The organism is Glaesserella parasuis (genome assembly GCF_017352235.1).
Taxonomy (GTDB): Bacteria; Pseudomonadota; Gammaproteobacteria; order Enterobacterales; family Pasteurellaceae; genus Glaesserella; species Glaesserella parasuis.
In genome coordinates this window covers 400,690-417,605 of sequence record NZ_CP071487.1, presented here as the reverse complement: position 1 = coordinate 417,605, position 16,916 = coordinate 400,690, and the positions used below count along the sequence as shown (strand labels likewise).

Sequence of the window (16,916 nt, the reverse complement as noted above, 5' to 3'; positions counted from 1 at the left end):
TTGATTAACCTTCCTTCTCGATCTTATCTAACGCTGCACGCAACATTGGTGCGTAGTTATTTTTACCTGGGCAGACAAAGGTACATAACGCTAAATCTTCTTCATCTAACTCTAAGCAACCTAATGCTTGAGCAGAATCCGTATCGCCAGATGCTAAATCGCGCAACAACAATGTTGGTAAAATATCTAACGGCATGACACGCTCATAAGAGCCGATTGGCACCATTGCACGCTCACTACCATTAACAGCGGTGGTAAAGTTAAACAATTTCTTGCTAAACGCACCTAACACAGTACGAGTAATAGAGAATTTGTGTGAATATGGGGCAATCATACCTAAGAACTCTTGCTCACGACCTTCAGCAATCACAGACACCTGTAATGCATAACGACCTAAATAATCGTGAACACCAACTGCTTTCGCACCGCTTAACACAGAGCCTGAAATCACACGGTTTTCACCCTCTGCTAGTTCACCTGCAGTTAATTGAGAAAGGTTTGCACCAAGTTGTGTACGCACTAAGCGAGGTTTTTTCACTTGAGGACCAGCTAACGAAACCACACGATCTGTATATAATTCCCCTGTCGTAAATAATTTACCGATAGCAATCACATCTTGATAGTTCAAATACCACACACTTTTCGTCACAGAAACAGGATCGATAAAGTGAATATGCGTACCACTCAAACCTGCTGGGTGTGGACCAGCGAAAGAAGTTACTTTCACATTAGCCACTTCAGCCGTTGGGATATTACTATCTGGTGCACGACATAAGTGGATTATTTTTTGTCCATCAAATAAACGGCTTAACACCGTTAAACCATCAACAAAATCTTGTTTATGTTCATTTAATACCACTTCAGGATCAGTCGCTAATGGATTTGTATCCATCGCATTAACGAAAATAGAAGATGGCACTGCATCTAACGCAGGAACTTTACTGAATGGACGAGTACGGAACGCAGTCCATAAACCCGAATTAACTAAATTTTGCTTCACTTGGTCAGCTGTTAATGAACTTAACTCAGAAGCGTTATAACGCTCGAAAGTTACCTGTTCATCACCTTCAACTTTAATCACAACGGATTGAAGAACACGTTTCTCACCGCGATTGATTGCAACAATCGTACCGCTTGCAGGAGCGGTGAAAACCACGCCAGCATTCTTCTTATCTTCAAAAAGAACCTGACCTTTTTTCACCACATCACCTTCACGCACCTTCATAGAAGGGCGCATACCCACATATTCTTCGCCAAGCACAGCAACTTCATTAACGGTATTACCGTTATGGATTACTTGCTCAGGTTTCCCCGCAATAGGAAGATCTAAGCCTTGTTTAATTGTAATCATATTGTTTGCACTACTTTTAGTTGGGTTAAAAAGAATGATTGCAGAAACTGCAATCGCTACATTGAGCGTAGCTAAAAGCAAACATAAACGTTGATTCCCCCACTTATATTTGTTCGCTACATTAAGTTCTCAAATTGGGCTTTACCTTGTTTTTCCAAGATAAAAATAAACAAGGTATTCTACCTGAAAACACACTTTTATTGCTAGTTTTACCACATTTTTTTAACATTTAGCCTAAGAAACTTTGAAATACATCAAATTTTACTCTTTATTCCCTGACAAAATGAATGAAAAACAGACACTTCCTAAATTCATTTTTAATAAATTTGATGCTAGTCAAAAAATCAGGATAGGGATAAAATAGCAAACAGTTTAGTTTTCATAAATGGATAAAATGATGAACATTACAATCTCAGACGTTGCACAAAACCACTTCCGCAAATTACTTGATCAACAAGAAGAAGGCACAAATATCCGCATTTTTGTGGTTAATCCTGGCACACCAAGTGCTGAATGTGGTGTATCTTACTGCCCTGTTAATGCCGTAGAAGAAACGGATACTGAAATCAAATTTGAACAATTTTCTGCATTTATTGACGAAATCAGCCTTCCTTTCCTTGAAGATGCCGAAATTGACTATGTTACCGATCCAATGGGTTCACAGCTCACTTTAAAAGCCCCAAATGCCAAAATGAAAAAAGTGGCAGATGATGCACCTTTCATTGAACGTCTAGACTATGTGATCCAAACCCAAGTCAATCCACAGTTGGCAAGCCACGGCGGACGTGTAACCTTAATTGAAGTCACTGAAGATAAATATGCGGTATTACAATTTGGTGGTGGTTGTAACGGCTGTTCAATGGTAGACGTTACCTTAAAAGAAGGCATTGAAAAACAGTTGCTTGCTCTTTTCCCAGAAGAATTAGTTGGCGTGAAAGATGTGACTGAACATCAACACGGTGAACATTCTTATTATTAGCAAAACAACCTAACTCAAGCGGTAAAATTAATGTTTCTATGAACGCCAAGCGTGGCGTTCCTGCAATTATTTTCGGGCACTCGTAATGTGCCCGTTGTCATGCAAATGACCATATCACGAAAAATAACGCGATTATTTCGTTCACCTCTTAACATTTCCTCAAATACCACAAACATATTTCACAAAAATTTTGGCTAAAAAATTTTTTTCAAGGCGGTTGACTTTTATTTTTTTAGAGTAGGAATAATTTTTTAAATTTTTTTTAGTAGTTTTTGAAGTTTGTTGTAAAGAGTATTTCTCTTTCTCTAACGCTAAAAAATAAAAGTATGGTTCTTTAAAAGAGCTATATCAAACCACTGACAAACCCACCTTTCTTTTTATGTAGTGTTAATTTGTAATTCAAATATCATAACTTATCTTTCTCCTGAGGTTACTATGAAAATCAACAAAATCATTGTCAATAAATTAACCAAAATCACACTTTTAGAAAACGAGAACTATACTTTTATCAATTCGGCAGGAGAGCTAGTTCAAAATTTAGAGGTAAAAATTCAAGGTAATAAACTCGTGATTAAAGACCTCAACACAGGCGAATCCATTGAATTAGAAAATTATCAACAGGCTCACTTAGTTACCTTAGATTCAGTTCAATTAACCAGGGCAACCGCATATGTTGTCCATTTTTCAACCTACACACCGAGCAACAGCTCATCTCGAAATTCATCTGACCAACCAGCAGCGGTCAATTTCCCTTTCATACTCTGCTTTTTCGGGTGTAATCGAGCCAAGTTCAACGCTAATCGACGCAAAATTGCCAGATTTTCCGCACCCCATTCATCGGTCACAGCACATTCGTCTTCTTTATAGACCACATCTAGCACCCAATGGGCTTTGTTTTCCACTTCCCAATGCCCTCGCACGCACTTCGCCAATATTTGAATATCAACATCCAAACTACTGATATAAAAGACTTTTTCTTGTGATTCTTTGCCATTATCTGACCGCTTGCGACACACCTCCAACACCGATTTTATCCCCTTCCATTCCTCCGCTTTGCTCAGCCAATCACTCACTTTCAGCTTACGGTAGTAACGCTCATCAATTCGACTACGTTCCGCATTTACCTCCTCATACGTCTCAAGCATTTCAGGGCAATCTCGGCTGATTTTGTGAAAATACACCTCCACTTCCGACTGAAATTGACGGTGATTTTTCTTCAACGGCATCACATAATCCCCTTTCTTTTCGATGATTTTCTCGGCAATTTTCTTCTGTGTATTCATCGCATCCACCGTTATAACGGCATTTTTTAAGCAAAAACTATCGATAATTTCCATCACTGCCTGCTGCTCATTTTGCTTACCCGAGGATTTTTTCTGCGATAAAATCAAACCACGAGACTGGCTCCACACCGTCACACTGTGCAAAGCACTTTGGGTTTCCGGATTGAAACTATGACGAAGTGTCTTGCCATCAATCGCAATCACCTCACGTCCTTGTTGTGTGCGTATCTCATTGATAAAATTAAGAAAAACCTCATTAAACGCTTGTGGCTCAATGCGTTTTATTACACGAGCGATAGTATCATCGACAGGAATGCCACACTCAAAAGGACGATATTTTCGCAACCAATCCAAATGTAATTCGCCAAAAAGTTTGATTTCAGTCCAGCTGTTTGCCCCCGAAATCACGGCACTGACGACGAGAAAAACGATGTCTAAAAAGTGGTGTTTTTGATTATAGGCTCGTGGGTCGGATAAATTTTCAAAAAAACGAAAAACGCTCATTTTACAACCTGATTTGATATGGATAATTAAGGTGTATTAGATCATAAATTTGAGAAAGATGCGATCTTGCCCTGTATTACATTGAAGAATCTGAATGATTGGACTTTACAAGAGATAGAAAATACTATTTCTATTATTTAAGGCATAAAAAGGGGCATAGTAGACAAAATTGTTGCTAATGTTTATTTTCGAACGAGCTGTGACTTCTAATACAAAAAATTCAAGGAGCTTTTTTGTGTAGATTTCTTTAATTTACAATTAGTTATTTTCATTTTTATAGACTAACATACTTGCTAATCTAATACAGCCTCTAAATGAAATATAAGCGGTCAAATTTGCAGAAATTTTTGCAAATTGCTCAAAAAAGTTAGACAATCCTACCACTTACAACACTGATATAAGGAAACATTATGCTAACCAACTACGAAGAAACCATTTTCAGCAAAATTATCCGTAAAGAAATCCCTGCGGCAATCGTGTATCAAGACGAGCTTGTCACCGCATTCCGTGATATTGCTCCACAGGCGAAAACCCACATTTTAATTATTCCAAACAAATTTATTCCAACGGTTAATCACGTTACTACAGAAGATGAACAAGCACTTGGTCGTTTATTTACCGTTGCTGCGAAAATCGCTAAAGAAGAAGGCATTGCGGAAGACGGCTATCGCTTGATTATGAACTGTAATAAACACGGAGGACAAGAAGTGTTCCATATCCATATGCACCTTGTTGGCGGTGAGCCGTTAGGTAAAATGTTGGCGAAATAAGATGAAACACGCTTTTTCTCTTGTTGCACTGTTGAGCGTATTTCTGACCGCTTGTGGATCAAATCCGCCGAGCTATCTGCCATCAGGCACAACGCCGATTGTTAATATCGAAGCCAATGTCGCAGAGATCACGGAGGTTGTCGCAAAATCAGATGAACTTGCGGTGTTCAATAAAAGTGAACAACCCTTGCAGTTAAGCTATAAGCTGTTTTGGTACGACAAAACGGGCGTGACGCAAACCTTGAACGGTGAAGAAACATCGTCTTGGCAACATTTGTTCCTTGAAGCTAAACAACGCCAAAGGGTTGCTTTAGACAAACCAACCCCTGAAAGTGCAAACTACCGTTTTTACTTACGTTTTCAACGATAATGGCACTTCAATGGCTTGAACAACAGCAACAACAAGCGGTCAGTTCTATCACAAAATTAGCAGGGCTGACCGCTTGTAGTCATTTGGTCGAATTAGCCAATGGCGAACGTTATATTTTACGTTCTCAAACGCAACGAGCCACCGATTATGGCATTGATTACCAACAAGAAGTCGCTTTTTTACGACTAATTGAGCCACTCGGTTTCGCCCCTAAGGTTATTTATGCTAACAAAACCTCTGCTTTGTTAGCGTGGCTTGATGGGCAAACCCCCAGCCATTTTAGCCAACCGTTACTCGAAAAATTAGCTGACCAACTAGCCTGTTTACATCTCTTTGATTGGCAAGCGGTGCGTTCCACGACAAAATTGACAACCTTAAATCTTGCCGAACGTTGCCAATTCTTATGGCAAAACTTACCGCTTGAAACGCAAAACAGCCTCAATTTCACGCCCCCTTTTCAGCAAATTAGCCCCTATCAACAAGCCATTTGCCATCACGACATTCATCTTGCAAATTTAGTCGAACAAGATGAAAAACTCTTTTTGATTGATTGGGAATATGCAGCGATCTCCGATCCTGCCTTGGAATTAGCGTTGCTTTTTCATAACAATCCTTTGTCTGCGGAACAAAAGGCGTTTTTCTTAGCACGTTATTTTGCCAAATCAGGCTTTGATCCCACCGCTTGTGTTGCCAAAATGGTGGAATATCAGCCTGAAATTGAGAAGTTGAATAGGTTGTGGTTTAGATTAAGCCACTTTTTTGATACTATTTTTCAAACTTAAAAATGAACTTACAATTCGTAGCATTTACACTTCAGTCAAATCCAAATTCTTCGTTTCTTTTGACGCAAAGAGTGCAATCAATGTGATAACTGCGTTAATTGCAAGGTAGATCCCCACACCGATTAAGCCATAAGCCGCATTAATTTTAATTGCGAAAGTTGCGGCAATGGTTGCACCTACAATAGATGCTAAGTTATAGGCAAGTGATGCACCGGAATAACGTACTTCTGTTGGAAATAATTCTGGTAATAATGCCGCCATTGGACCAAAGGTCATTCCCATAAAAATCATACCAACTACTAAGAATGCAAATACACTCATTGGTGTACCGTTTCCTAAGAAGAAAGGCATTAATAAACCGAAAATGCCGATACCTGTTGTCACATAGATTAACCATTTACGGCGACCGATTTTGTCAGCAAAAATCCCTGACAGGCTAACGAAGATACCAAATACAATTGCACTTAATAAGAGTAATCCTGTAAATGTGTTAGCTGGAATACCTAGGCCCATTTGGTGTCCTGCTGGTGATAGCGTTGGTGCACTTTTTGAGTAAATTTGAGCAAAGGCAGTCATAATGTAGAACAACACGTAGGTTGCGGTCATAATGAATGTACCAATAACCAATGGTTTTAAGTGATGTTTAAATACTTCGCTTACAGGTGCTGCGTGTTTTTTGCCTTGAGCTTCAGCTTCTCTAAAAACGTGGCTTTCGTGTAAGCTAAGACGTACATATAAACCTACGGCAACAAGTACGATAGATGAAACAAACGGAATACGCCACGCCCATTCTACTAAGGCTTCAGCACCGAAAATGTAGCTGACTAAGAAGAATGATGAGTTCGCTAAGAATAAGCCGATTGGTGCACCTAATTGAGGGAATGTACCGTACCAAGCACGTTTACCGTCTGGTGCATTTTCTGTTGCAACTAATGCTGCACCTCCCCATTCGCCACCTAAGCCGATACCTTGTCCGATACGACATAAGCAGAGCAAAATAGTTGCCCAGATACCAATGCTTTCATAGTTTGGTAATAAGCCGATAGTAACCGTTGAACCGCCCATTAATAATAATGAAGCAACAAGGGTTTTCTTACGTCCGATTTTGTCCCCAAAATGTCCGAAAAGTGCCGAACCGATTGGGCGAGCGAAGAATGCTAGTGCTAATGTAGAAAGGGAAAGTAATTCATTTGAAACAGGGTCATCGCTGTTAAAGAATTGGGTGTTAAATACTAATACAGCTGCTGCCGCATAAATGTAGTAGTCAAAAAATTCAATTGCAGTCCCGATCATTGCTGCAATCGCCACTTTGCGTGGATTATTTCTTAGAGTATGAGTTGTCATTGTCAAAAATCCAAAGGTTTCCGAAAAAAAGAGAGTGTAAATTAACACGCCAAAACCAATAAAACAACCATATTTTTAGTATTAAAATCTATACAACCACTCATAAACGCCAATTAAAGCACTATAACAAGAGCATTATTCTTATATTTTAGATAAATTAGTTTTTTATTCTGTTTTTACCATGCTAAAAAAGGATAAAAATTTTTTAATATCTAATGCTAAAAACCACCATAAGCAGATAGATTTATGCCTAATTTTGCTATGCAGATTAACTTTTACTTGTACGAATTTTATTTATCCGTATAATGCACGGGTTCAGTCACACCTGTTTTTAATCCTTGCTTCCAACGCTGGTGACTGGCAACCTTGGAGGCTGTTAACCCGTAAGGATCGACAATGCGTCACTACGAAATCGTTTTTATGGTTCACCCGGACCAAAGCGAACAAGTACCTGGTATGATCGAGCGTTATACCGCTTCTGTTAAAGAAGCAGGCGGTCAAGTTCATCGCTTAGAAGATTGGGGTCGTCGTCAATTAGCATACCCAATCAACAAACTTCACAAAGCACACTATGTGTTAATGAATGTAGAAGCTCCACAAAACGTAATCGATGAGTTAGAAACTAACTTCCGTTACAACGATGCAGTTCTTCGTAGCTTAGTGTTACACACTAAAGCAGCGGTAACAGAAGCATCACCAATGCTTAAAGCAAAAGATGAGCGTAAAGCTCCAGAAGCTTTAGTAGAAGAAGTTGAAGCTGAGGATGCAGACGAGTAATTCGTCTATTGATAACTGTTTAATCTTAAGTGGCACTATCGCAACAACGATTAAACAAAGCCTAAGCCCGATAGGTATTCCAACTTACTCTTTTTACCTAGAACATCGTTCAGTGCAAAAAGAAGTCAATTTAGAACGCCAAGCGTGGTGCAAAATCCAAGTGATTTTGGCAGGCAATCAATTTAGTTTAATAACCCAACAAATGAAGGTCGGTGGAAAAGTTCGAGTAAAAGGATTTATCCATACTCACAAAGACTACAATGATTTAAATCAGTTAGTCTTACACACCGAACAGATTGAATTTATAGATTAGGAGAAGCCAAAATGGCACGTTATTTCCGTCGTCGTAAGTTCTGCCGTTTCACAGCGGAAAATGTTGTTGAAATCGATTACAAAGATATCGCTACATTAAAGAACTATATTTCAGAAAGCGGCAAAATTGTTCCAAGCCGTATCACAGGTACTCGTGCGAAGTATCAACGTCAATTAGCTCGTGCAATCAAACGCGCTCGCTACCTTGCGTTACTTCCATACACTGACAACCATCAGTAATAAGAGAGGAAGAGTACAATGCAAGTTATTTTATTAGACAAAGTTGCTCAACTTGGTACCGTTGGTGACCAAGTAACTGTTAAAGCAGGTTTTGCTCGTAACTACTTAATCCCACAAGGTAAAGCAGTTATGGCAACTGCAGCAAACATTGCTCACTTTGAAGCACGCCGTGCAGAATTAGAAGCGAAAGCAGCAGAAGCATTATCTGCAGCACAAGCTCGTGCAGCAGCAATCGCTAACTTAGCAGCAATCGTAATCACTTCTAAAGCAGGTGATGACGGTCGTTTATTCGGTTCTGTTGGTGCGCGTGATATCGCTGAAGCAGTATCAGCAGCAGGCGTAGCAGTAACTAAATCAGAAGTTCGTTTACCAGAAGGTGCATTACGTACTATCGGCGAACACGAAGTGAAATTACACTTACACGCTGAAGTAAATGCAGTAGTAACTATCAACGTAGTTTCTGAGTAATTTACGATTAAAGTAAAAAATCCCCAGCCATTTGGTTGGGGATTTTTTACATCTTTTCCAACTTCGCCACTTTGGCAATTAACCACTTAATCCCTTGTTGTACAAAGGCAATTTGCAGGCGAGTATGATCACCGCTGCCTTCTACATTGATGACTGTTCCTTGCCCAAATTTCTCGTGGCGAACTTTCTGTCCCATTTTCCAACCACTATCTTCTTGTAAACGAGCGGTCGGATTAGCTTGTGGTTTTGCAAAAGTAGCAGGGCGATTGATACTTCCACGCAGGCGGACTTCTCGGATATGCTCTTCAGGCAGCTCGCCAATAAAACGTGACGGTAAATGGCGTTCTTCTTTGCCGTACAAGCGGCGACTTTCGGCATAGCTGATCGTGAGTTTTTTCTTCGCTCGTGTAATACCGACATAAGCCAAGCGACGTTCTTCTTGCAAGCGACCTTCGTCGAAGCTCATTCCGCTTGGGAAAATTCCTTCTTCAACCCCAACGATAAACACCCGTGGAAATTCTAAGCCTTTGGCTGAATGTAATGTCATTAATTCCACATAATCTTGATGTAGTGAAGCCTGTGTTTCGCCAGCTTCAAGGGAGGCATGAGTTAAGAAAGCGGTGAGATCGGTCATCTCTTCTGCTTCATCTGGTTTTACAAATTGGCGTGTTGCAGTCACTAACTCCTCTAAGTTCTCAATACGAACTTCGCCTTTTTCCCCTTTTTCTTGCTTATACATTTCATAAAGCCCAGATTTTTTAATCACAAAATCCGTCTGTTCAAACAGTGGCATTTCTTCGGTTTCTTGTTCAAGTGCGTTAATCAGTTCGACAAAGCGAAGCAGGGCTGAGGCAGAACGCCCTGAGAGATGTTCTTCTTGAACAGCCACTTGGATTGCTTGCCACAAGGTGATTTGGCGAGTTCGAGTAAGCTGACGCAAAATATCTAAGGTGCGATCCCCTATTGCTCTTGGCGGTGTATTGACCACACGTTCAAAGGCAGCATCATCTTGGCGGTTAGCGATTAAACGTAAATAGGCTAGGGCATCTTTGATCTCTTGGCGTTCAAAGAACCGCATTCCGCCATAAATTCGGTAAGGAATGTTGGCTTGAATTAAGGCTTCTTCAATAACACGGGACTGGGCATTGCCACGATAAAGCACAGCACATTGATTAAAATCACCTTCATCTTCTTTCCATTGCTTAATCTGTGAAGCGACAAAGCGAGCTTCATCTAATTCATTGAATGCACAATAAATATCAACGGGATCACCGTCGCCTTTATCTGTCCAAAGATTTTTCCCTAAGCGGTTGTCATTGTTTGCAATTAACGCATTTGCCGAATTTAAAATATGTCCTGTGGAGCGGTAATTTTGTTCAAGGCGAATAGTTTGTGCGTTGTCATAATCATTCAAGAAGCGTTGAATGTTTTCCACTTGAGCACCACGCCAGCCGTAAATAGATTGGTCGTCATCGCCCACAATCATTACTTTGCCCGTTTTTCCTGCCAATAAATGAATAAGATCGTATTGAATGTTATTGGTATCCTGAAATTCATCGATCAGAATATGCTGAAAACGTTGCTGATAACGTTGTAAAATCAATGGGTTATATTTGAATAATTCATAAGCACGGATTAAGAGTTCTGCAAAGTCCAACAACCCTGCACGATCACAAGCCTCTTGATAGATTTGATAGAATTTAACGAGCTGTTGTGAATGGGGATCATCGTGAGATTGTTTGAGATCTTTTGCTCTTAGCCCCTGATCTTTTTGAGCATTGATAAACCACGCCACTTGTTTCGGTGGAAACTGCTTTTCATCTAAATTATGCAATTTGAGTAAGCGTTTAATCAAACGTTGCTGATCTTCCGTATCCATAATCTGAAAATCTTGCGGCAGATTGGCATCAAGATAATGAGAGCGAAGTAAGCGGTTAGCAATGCTATGGAATGTACCGACCCACATACCGAATAAGCGGTGGTCGCTAGATTGCGATAGGGTATATTCAATACGATGACGCATTTCCGCTGCGGCTTTATTGGTGAAGGTCACAGCAAGAATATTGGACTCAGCGATATTTTCAACGCCAATTAACCACGCAATACGGTGGGTAAGCACACGGGTTTTCCCACTACCTGCACCTGCTAACACTAAATAGTTGCCAATAGGGGCTGCTACCGCTTCTCGTTGTTTATCGTTTAAGCCGTCAAGTAATAAAGAAAAATCCATCTCCGCCTCTTTATGTGATTTTATACAGTGTGATTATTATAACCTACAATTACAGATATGTATTTTAATTTTTTCATCAAAATTTTTACCTCAAATTTACAAAAATCACTTGCATAGTTATGCAATAAAATTTAATATCTATTCAGTTTTAAAACTTTGATAGGAAGTAGTTAATGGCAATTCGCATTAGTAATGTCAATTTCTTTTACGGTTCGAGCCAAGCCTTGTTTGATATTAATTTAAACATTGAAAAAGGCGATACCGTTGTGTTACTCGGACCTAGTGGAGCAGGGAAAAGTACTTTAATCCGTACTTTAAATTTAATGGAAGTACCGCAATCAGGTCAGCTTGAGATTACAAATCATAAGTTTGATCTGACCGCTAAAACCAATGCGAAACAGGTTGCATTATTACGTAAAGAAGTGGGAATGGTGTTCCAGCAATATCATTTATGGCCACATCTAACAGTAATGCAAAACTTGATTGAAGCACCAATGAAAGTATTAGGTTTAACGAAAGAGCAAGCGGTAGAAAGAGCCAAAGGTTTGTTAGCACGTTTGCAACTTACTGCATTTGCAGAGCGTTTTCCGTTACAGCTTTCAGGCGGTCAGCAGCAACGTGTGGCGATTGCAAGGGCTTTAATGATGCAACCGGAAGTATTGCTTTTTGATGAACCAACGGCGGCCTTAGACCCTGAAATTACCGCTCAAGTGGTTGATATTATTAAAGAGTTACAACAAACAGGGATCACCCAAGTGATTGTGACACACGAAGTTTCTGTTGCTCGTAAAGTTGCCACTAAAGTGGTGTATATGGAACAAGGCAAAATTATTGAAATGGGCGATGCAAGCTGTTTTGAACAACCAAAAACAACGCAATTTGCTCAATATCTTTCACATTCAGATTAATCACAACATCATACAATTAATAGGAGTTACTATGAAAAAATTACTTTTAGCAACCGTTTTAGCCGCAACTGCAGTTTCAGCTTATGCGAATGATAAAATTACTTTTGCAATGGAGCCAAGCTATCCGCCATTTGAGCAAACTAATGAGAAAGGTGAAATCGTTGGTTTTGATGTGGATATTGCCAATGCAATCTGTAAAGAAGTCCAAGCGACTTGTGAATTTAAATCTCAATCGTTTGATTCGTTAATCCCTAGCTTAATTAAAGGTCGTGGCGGTTTTGATGCGGCAATTTCTGCGATTGATATTACAGAAGCTCGTGCAAAACAAGTGGCTTTCTCAGCACCATACTACGAAAGTTCAGCAAGCTATATTGCTTTACAAGGTAAAGATTTAGCATCTGCTAAAACAGTAGGTGTACAAAATGGTACAACTTACCAACAATACGCAACGGCAGAAGCTAAACAATATCAAGCAAAATCTTATGCGAGTTTACAGGATGCAATCTTAGACTTAAAAAATGGTCGTATTGATTTAATCTTTGGTGACACTGATGTGTTAAGAGATATGTTAGGCAAAATCCCTGAAGCACAATTTGTTGGCGAGAAAGTGACAGATAAACGTTATTTCAACAATGGCTTAGGCATTGCAGTGAAAAAATCTAACACTGAGTTAGTTGAAAAATTAAACAAAGGTATCGCAGCGATTAAAGCAAGCGGTGAGTACCAAAAAATTTATGATAAATGGATGACTAAATAATCATTATGTTTTTGGATTATCTTCCTCTATTGTATTCTGCAGCCCTAATGACCTTAGGGTTGGCAGTTTGCTCTTTATTGCTCGGGTTACTATTGTCCATTCTTTTTGTGGTGCTTGAAACGCATAAATGGACAATGGTGCGTAAACCAACCACAGTTGTTGTTGCGTTATTGCGTGGTTTGCCTGAAATTTTAGTGGTCTTTTTAATCTATTTTGGTGCGCCTGAAGTGCTTGAAATGATCACAGGGGAATATGTCGAACTCGGTGCATTTGGCTGTGGTGTCGTGGCACTATCTATTATTTTTGCTTCCTACGCTTCTCAATCATTGCGTGGAGCTATTCAAGCTATTCCGCTTGGGCAGTGGGAGTCTGGGGCAGCTCTTGGATTAAGTCGTGGCTATACTTTTGTAAACATTGTGATGCCACAGGTTTGGCGACACGCCTTACCAGGGTTAAGCAATCAGTGGTTAGTGTTATTAAAAGATACCGCTTTGGTTTCTTTAATCGGTGTACACGATATTATGCGACAAACGGAGTTAATTAACACCAGTACCCATCAGCCATTTACTTGGTACGGTACAGCAGCATTAATTTACCTTGGTGTAACATTAGTCAGCCAAGTAATTATTCGTAAATTAGAGCTACGCTTCACTCATTTTGAAAGAGGGGGTAAATAATGTTGCAAGAATACTTTATGGTGATAGTTCAAGGTATCCCGACTAGTTTATTGCTGACGTTTGTTTCTTTAATCGTGGCATTTTTTCTTGCTGTTGGAATGACGTTTTTACTTTCAATGGAAAATCGTCTAGTAAAAGGAATAGTAAATGGCTTTTTAACCCTATTTACTGGAACGCCATTGTTAGTACAGTTTTTCTTGATTTATGCAGGTCCTGGGCAGTTTCCTTGGATTGTCGCAAGTCCATTTTGGTCTTTGTTATCGGATGCGTGGTTCTGTGCAATGCTAACCCTTGCTTTAAATAGTGCCGCTTATACCACCTTACTATTTCACGGTGCAGTCAAAGCGATACCAAAAGGGCAATGGGAAACCTGTGCGGCATTAGGATTAAGTCGATTACAGACATTGAAAATCCTTGTTCCTTATGCGTTAAAACGGGCATTACCGTCTTACAGCAATGAGATTATCTTGGTGTTCAAAGGAACATCACTGGCTTCAACCATTACCATTATGGATATTATGGGCTATGCTCGCCAGCTTTATGGAACTGAGTATGACGCATTAACCATCTATGGTTTAGCAGGTGCGGTTTATTTGGTTATTACAGGGATTATGACCGTAATCTTACGCAGAGTTGAACGCAAAGTGCTTTCTTTTGAAAGATTAGAGGCGGAAAAGGCGTAAGAATTGAAAGATATGGCAGAGTAGATGAAAATTAATGACCCTTTGCCCGTAATTTTTGTCTACTATGCCGTTCTTAATCTATTCCTCTAATGGTTCTTCCTCAATCGGAGCTTGTCCTTCTGCTTCGTCGGCTTTATTTGGTTGGGTTTGAGGCGTGTCTTTGCCTAGTGACAATGCGTCCCACACACTTGGTTTTGCTTCAACCATAGAACCGCCACCCGTACAATAGCGTTGTCCTTTATCTTTCCAAACAGGAATTTGACGAGGGCTGGAGCAGTCCCAAGAGCCGTAGCTGTTGATACCTACCCATTGAATAGTTGGTATGCTTGGTAGCTTGAACACCAAGGGTTCGGCACGTTTAAGGTACTCTTTATATATTTGCAACGCACCGCTTGAACTGGTGAGATAGGTATCGCTATTGTTATCTTTACCTAACCAAACGGTCGTGACATTTTCACCGTCTATGCCGACAAACCAAGTATCTCGTGCATTGTTGGTGGTGCCGGTTTTGCCTGCGATATGCAGTTGTGCAAAATCTGCCTGTAGGCTACGAGCTGTACCTCGCTCCGTCACTTGTTGCATTGCATAAAGTGTTTGAATTGTGGCTTCTGCAGGCAAAACGCGTTTACTTGTCTGCGTGAGAACAGGCTGATAAATTATTTCACCTGTTGGGGATATGATCGCTTCAATTGTTGTAAGCGGTACTTTTAAGCCAGCATTTGCAATAACCTGATAAGACTTCGTGACATCATAAGGTGAAATAGAATAAGAGCCGAGCAATGTCGCAGGATAAGGCGGAATTTCGGCATTATCCCAGCCCATTTCTTTCTGCTTGGCAATCACATTTTTCAGCCCAAGTTTCATTCCAATGTTTACCGTAGGAATGTTAAGGGAACGAACTAAAGCGTCCATTAACATCACAGAACCGCTAAAACGACGATCATAGTTACGAGGTGTCCAAGTATTACTTCCAACGGTAATGGTAATCGGTTGGTTAGCTATCGGCGTGTTAAGACGGAAATACTGCGGATTTGCCAAAGCAATGGCATAAATAGACGGTTTAACCAATGAACCGATTTGACGTTTGGTTTGAATAGCACGGTTAAAACCAGCATATTGTGTCTGAACTCCCCCAACAATCGCCCGTACTTTACCCGTTTTATATTCCGCCACCACAATAGCAGATTGCAACTCTTTGATTTTCTTACTGCTATTTTCTAATTCGGATACCCCATTGATAACCGCCATTTCCGCAGAACGCTGTTGTTTTCTATCTAAAGTCGTGAAAATTTTTGCCCCTGACAGCAGAGCAGATTTGTTCTCACCCAACTGACTTTTAATATCTAAATTTAAGGCGTGCATAAACGCAGGTTGCTGACGATAGATATTCCCTTTCTCTTTCACGCCAAGCGGTTGTTTACTAAGTAAATTATACAATTCTTGATTAATCACCTTATGTTCTAGCAATACACGCAACACAACATTACGGCGTTCTAATGCCCCTTCTGGATTTTTCCACGGATTATAGAGGGACGGACCTTTCACCATTCCCACTAGCAGAGCGATTTGATTTAGATTAATTTCTTGAATAGGACGACCAAAATAGAATTGACTTGCCAGAGCAAAACCGTGAATTTGATAACTACCATTTTGACCAAGATAAATTTCATTTAGATAGGTTTCGAGAATGCGGTTTTTATCGTAACGAAAATCTAAAATCAGCGACATTAACGCTTCATTTACTTTACGCACTAAGGTTTTTTCATTACTTAGAAAGAGGTTTTTAACTAATTGCTGAGTTAAAGTACTGCCCCCTTGCACTGTTCTGCCTGCTTGATAGTTTGTCAAAAAGGCTCGAGCAATCCCCAGTGGACTAATTCCTTCGTGTTGATAGAAACGCTTATCTTCGGTAAGTAGCAACGCATCAATAAGCAGACGAGGATAATTCTGCAAACGTAACGCTTGACGTTCTTCATCGTTATCCGAATGCAACATTGCAATCATTTTAGGGTCAAGACGAAATTCCTCGACATCTTTAAGTTGCACTAAATCTTCAATACGGGCGAGTTTATCGCTGACAAAACGTAAACGTAACACACGTTGAGCTTCAGGATTTTCAGGGAAAGGAAAAGCACGGCGAAGCAAAACAAGATTGTCACCTTCGATTTTGAAATCACCTGGTGTTGCAATTAATGAAACTTCACGATAGCCATTGTCTAACAAGGTGAGTTTGACTTGCTCAAGGGTAAGATTGTCATCAAGGCGAATACTTTCGATACGACTATAGACCTCGGCAGGCAATTGCCAAATTTGTCCGTCCATTTTAGAACGAATTTTTCCATCTAAATAGATGCCGTATATCCCAACATAGCAAGTGGCTAAGAGAGCTAGTTTTAAGCAAGTTGGGATAAAGTAGGGCTTTTTCGCTATGGGTTCTTTCTGTTTTTCTTTTGTATTTAACATTATGGCTGGCTATAATTA

Annotated in this window: 16 protein-coding genes and 2 pseudogenes; 12 read left to right on the top strand and 6 right to left on the bottom strand. The window is 40.0% G+C overall.

What is annotated here, in order from left to right; genetic code table 11:
* Positions 1–4: 4 nt before the first annotated feature.
* A complete protein-coding gene (locus J1G47_RS02105; protein WP_015939612.1) occupies positions 5–1,351 on the bottom strand; it encodes a Na(+)-translocating NADH-quinone reductase subunit A in 1,347 nt (448 codons plus the stop codon).
* A 394-nt stretch (positions 1,352–1,745) separates the two neighbouring features.
* On the opposite strand from J1G47_RS02105, the gene nfuA reads away from it, so the two are divergent.
* A complete protein-coding gene (gene nfuA / locus J1G47_RS02100; protein ID WP_015939611.1) occupies positions 1,746–2,330 on the top strand; it encodes a Fe-S biogenesis protein NfuA in 585 nt (194 codons plus the stop codon).
* Between the two features lie 689 nt (positions 2,331–3,019).
* Here nfuA and J1G47_RS02095 read toward each other — a convergent pair.
* Positions 3,020–4,117 (bottom strand): ISAs1 family transposase, encoded by a 1,098-nt coding sequence (locus J1G47_RS02095; protein WP_207326525.1) that lies wholly within the window; start codon positions 4,115–4,117, stop codon positions 3,020–3,022.
* Between the two features lie 177 nt (positions 4,118–4,294).
* Positions 4,295–4,389: pseudogene (locus tag J1G47_RS12180) on the bottom strand (IS1595 family transposase); the annotation flags it as partial.
* A gap of 138 nt (positions 4,390–4,527) precedes the next feature.
* Here J1G47_RS12180 and hinT point away from each other — a divergent pair.
* Genes hinT through J1G47_RS02080 form a run of 3 tightly spaced genes read left to right on the top strand, consistent with a single transcriptional unit; the run spans position 4,528 to position 6,039 of the window.
* The gene (gene hinT, locus J1G47_RS02090; protein ID WP_075592370.1) at positions 4,528–4,887 is read left to right on the top strand and encodes a purine nucleoside phosphoramidase; all 360 of its coding nucleotides are present in this window, start codon (positions 4,528–4,530) and stop codon (positions 4,885–4,887) included.
* 1 nt (position 4,888) lies between these two features.
* Complete coding sequence (locus J1G47_RS02085) at positions 4,889–5,257, top strand: YcfL family protein (protein WP_021114764.1); 369 nt, start codon at positions 4,889–4,891, stop codon at positions 5,255–5,257.
* Positions 5,257–6,039 carry a choline/ethanolamine kinase family protein gene (locus J1G47_RS02080; protein ID WP_005712009.1) on the top strand — a complete coding sequence of 261 codons (783 nt, stop codon included), beginning with the start codon at positions 5,257–5,259 and terminating at the stop codon, positions 6,037–6,039. Before J1G47_RS02085 ends, J1G47_RS02080 begins: the two co-directional genes overlap by 1 nt.
* Before the next feature lie 24 nt (positions 6,040–6,063).
* On the opposite strand, the gene J1G47_RS02075 is transcribed toward J1G47_RS02080, so the two are convergent.
* Complete coding sequence (locus J1G47_RS02075; RefSeq protein ID WP_207326727.1) at positions 6,064–7,383, bottom strand: MFS transporter; 1,320 nt, start codon at positions 7,381–7,383, stop codon at positions 6,064–6,066.
* A 396-nt stretch (positions 7,384–7,779) separates the two neighbouring features.
* On the opposite strand from J1G47_RS02075, the gene rpsF reads away from it, so the two are divergent.
* The 4 genes and pseudogenes from rpsF to rplI all read left to right on the top strand — a co-directional run bounded on the left by rpsF (position 7,780) and on the right by rplI (position 9,180).
* A complete protein-coding gene (rpsF, locus tag J1G47_RS02070; protein WP_005712013.1) occupies positions 7,780–8,160 on the top strand; it encodes a 30S ribosomal protein S6 in 381 nt (126 codons plus the stop codon).
* Positions 8,147–8,510: pseudogene (priB, locus tag J1G47_RS02065) on the top strand (primosomal replication protein N). The gene rpsF and the pseudogene priB overlap by 14 nt, the downstream one beginning before the upstream one ends.
* On the top strand, positions 8,485–8,712 hold the full coding sequence (gene rpsR / locus J1G47_RS02060; protein ID WP_005598105.1) for a 30S ribosomal protein S18: 228 nt from the start codon (positions 8,485–8,487) through the stop codon (positions 8,710–8,712). The pseudogene priB and the gene rpsR overlap by 26 nt, the downstream one beginning before the upstream one ends.
* An 18-nt stretch (positions 8,713–8,730) precedes the next feature.
* Positions 8,731–9,180 (top strand): 50S ribosomal protein L9, encoded by a 450-nt coding sequence (rplI, locus tag J1G47_RS02055; protein WP_005712018.1) that lies wholly within the window; start codon positions 8,731–8,733, stop codon positions 9,178–9,180.
* Between the two features lie 46 nt (positions 9,181–9,226).
* Here rplI and uvrD read toward each other — a convergent pair whose 3' ends face one another.
* Complete coding sequence (gene uvrD, locus J1G47_RS02050; protein WP_075592371.1) at positions 9,227–11,410, bottom strand: DNA helicase II; 2,184 nt, start codon at positions 11,408–11,410, stop codon at positions 9,227–9,229.
* Between the two features lie 173 nt (positions 11,411–11,583).
* On the opposite strand from uvrD, the gene artP reads away from it, so the two are divergent.
* From artP to artM, 4 genes are read left to right on the top strand one after another with little or no spacing between them, the layout of a single operon-like run.
* Positions 11,584–12,318, top strand: a complete 735-nt coding sequence (artP, locus tag J1G47_RS02045; RefSeq protein WP_010786261.1) for an arginine ABC transporter ATP-binding protein ArtP — start codon at positions 11,584–11,586, stop codon at positions 12,316–12,318.
* A 31-nt stretch (positions 12,319–12,349) separates the two neighbouring features.
* Entirely contained in the window at positions 12,350–13,075 is a 726-nt protein-coding gene (locus tag J1G47_RS02040) for a transporter substrate-binding domain-containing protein (protein ID WP_010786262.1), read from the top strand.
* Between the two features lie 5 nt (positions 13,076–13,080).
* Positions 13,081–13,752: an arginine ABC transporter permease ArtQ gene (gene artQ / locus J1G47_RS02035; RefSeq protein WP_160403139.1), complete on the top strand. Its 672-nt coding sequence runs from the start codon at positions 13,081–13,083 to the stop codon at positions 13,750–13,752.
* Positions 13,752–14,435, top strand: a complete 684-nt coding sequence (artM, locus tag J1G47_RS02030; protein WP_160414824.1) for an arginine ABC transporter permease ArtM — start codon at positions 13,752–13,754, stop codon at positions 14,433–14,435. Before artQ ends, artM begins: the two co-directional genes overlap by 1 nt.
* A gap of 78 nt (positions 14,436–14,513) precedes the next feature.
* Here artM and mrcB read toward each other — a convergent pair whose 3' ends face one another.
* On the bottom strand, positions 14,514–16,898 hold the full coding sequence (gene mrcB, locus J1G47_RS02025) for a penicillin-binding protein 1B (RefSeq protein ID WP_207326726.1): 2,385 nt from the start codon (positions 16,896–16,898) through the stop codon (positions 14,514–14,516).
* Between the last annotated feature and the right edge of the window lie 18 nt (positions 16,899–16,916).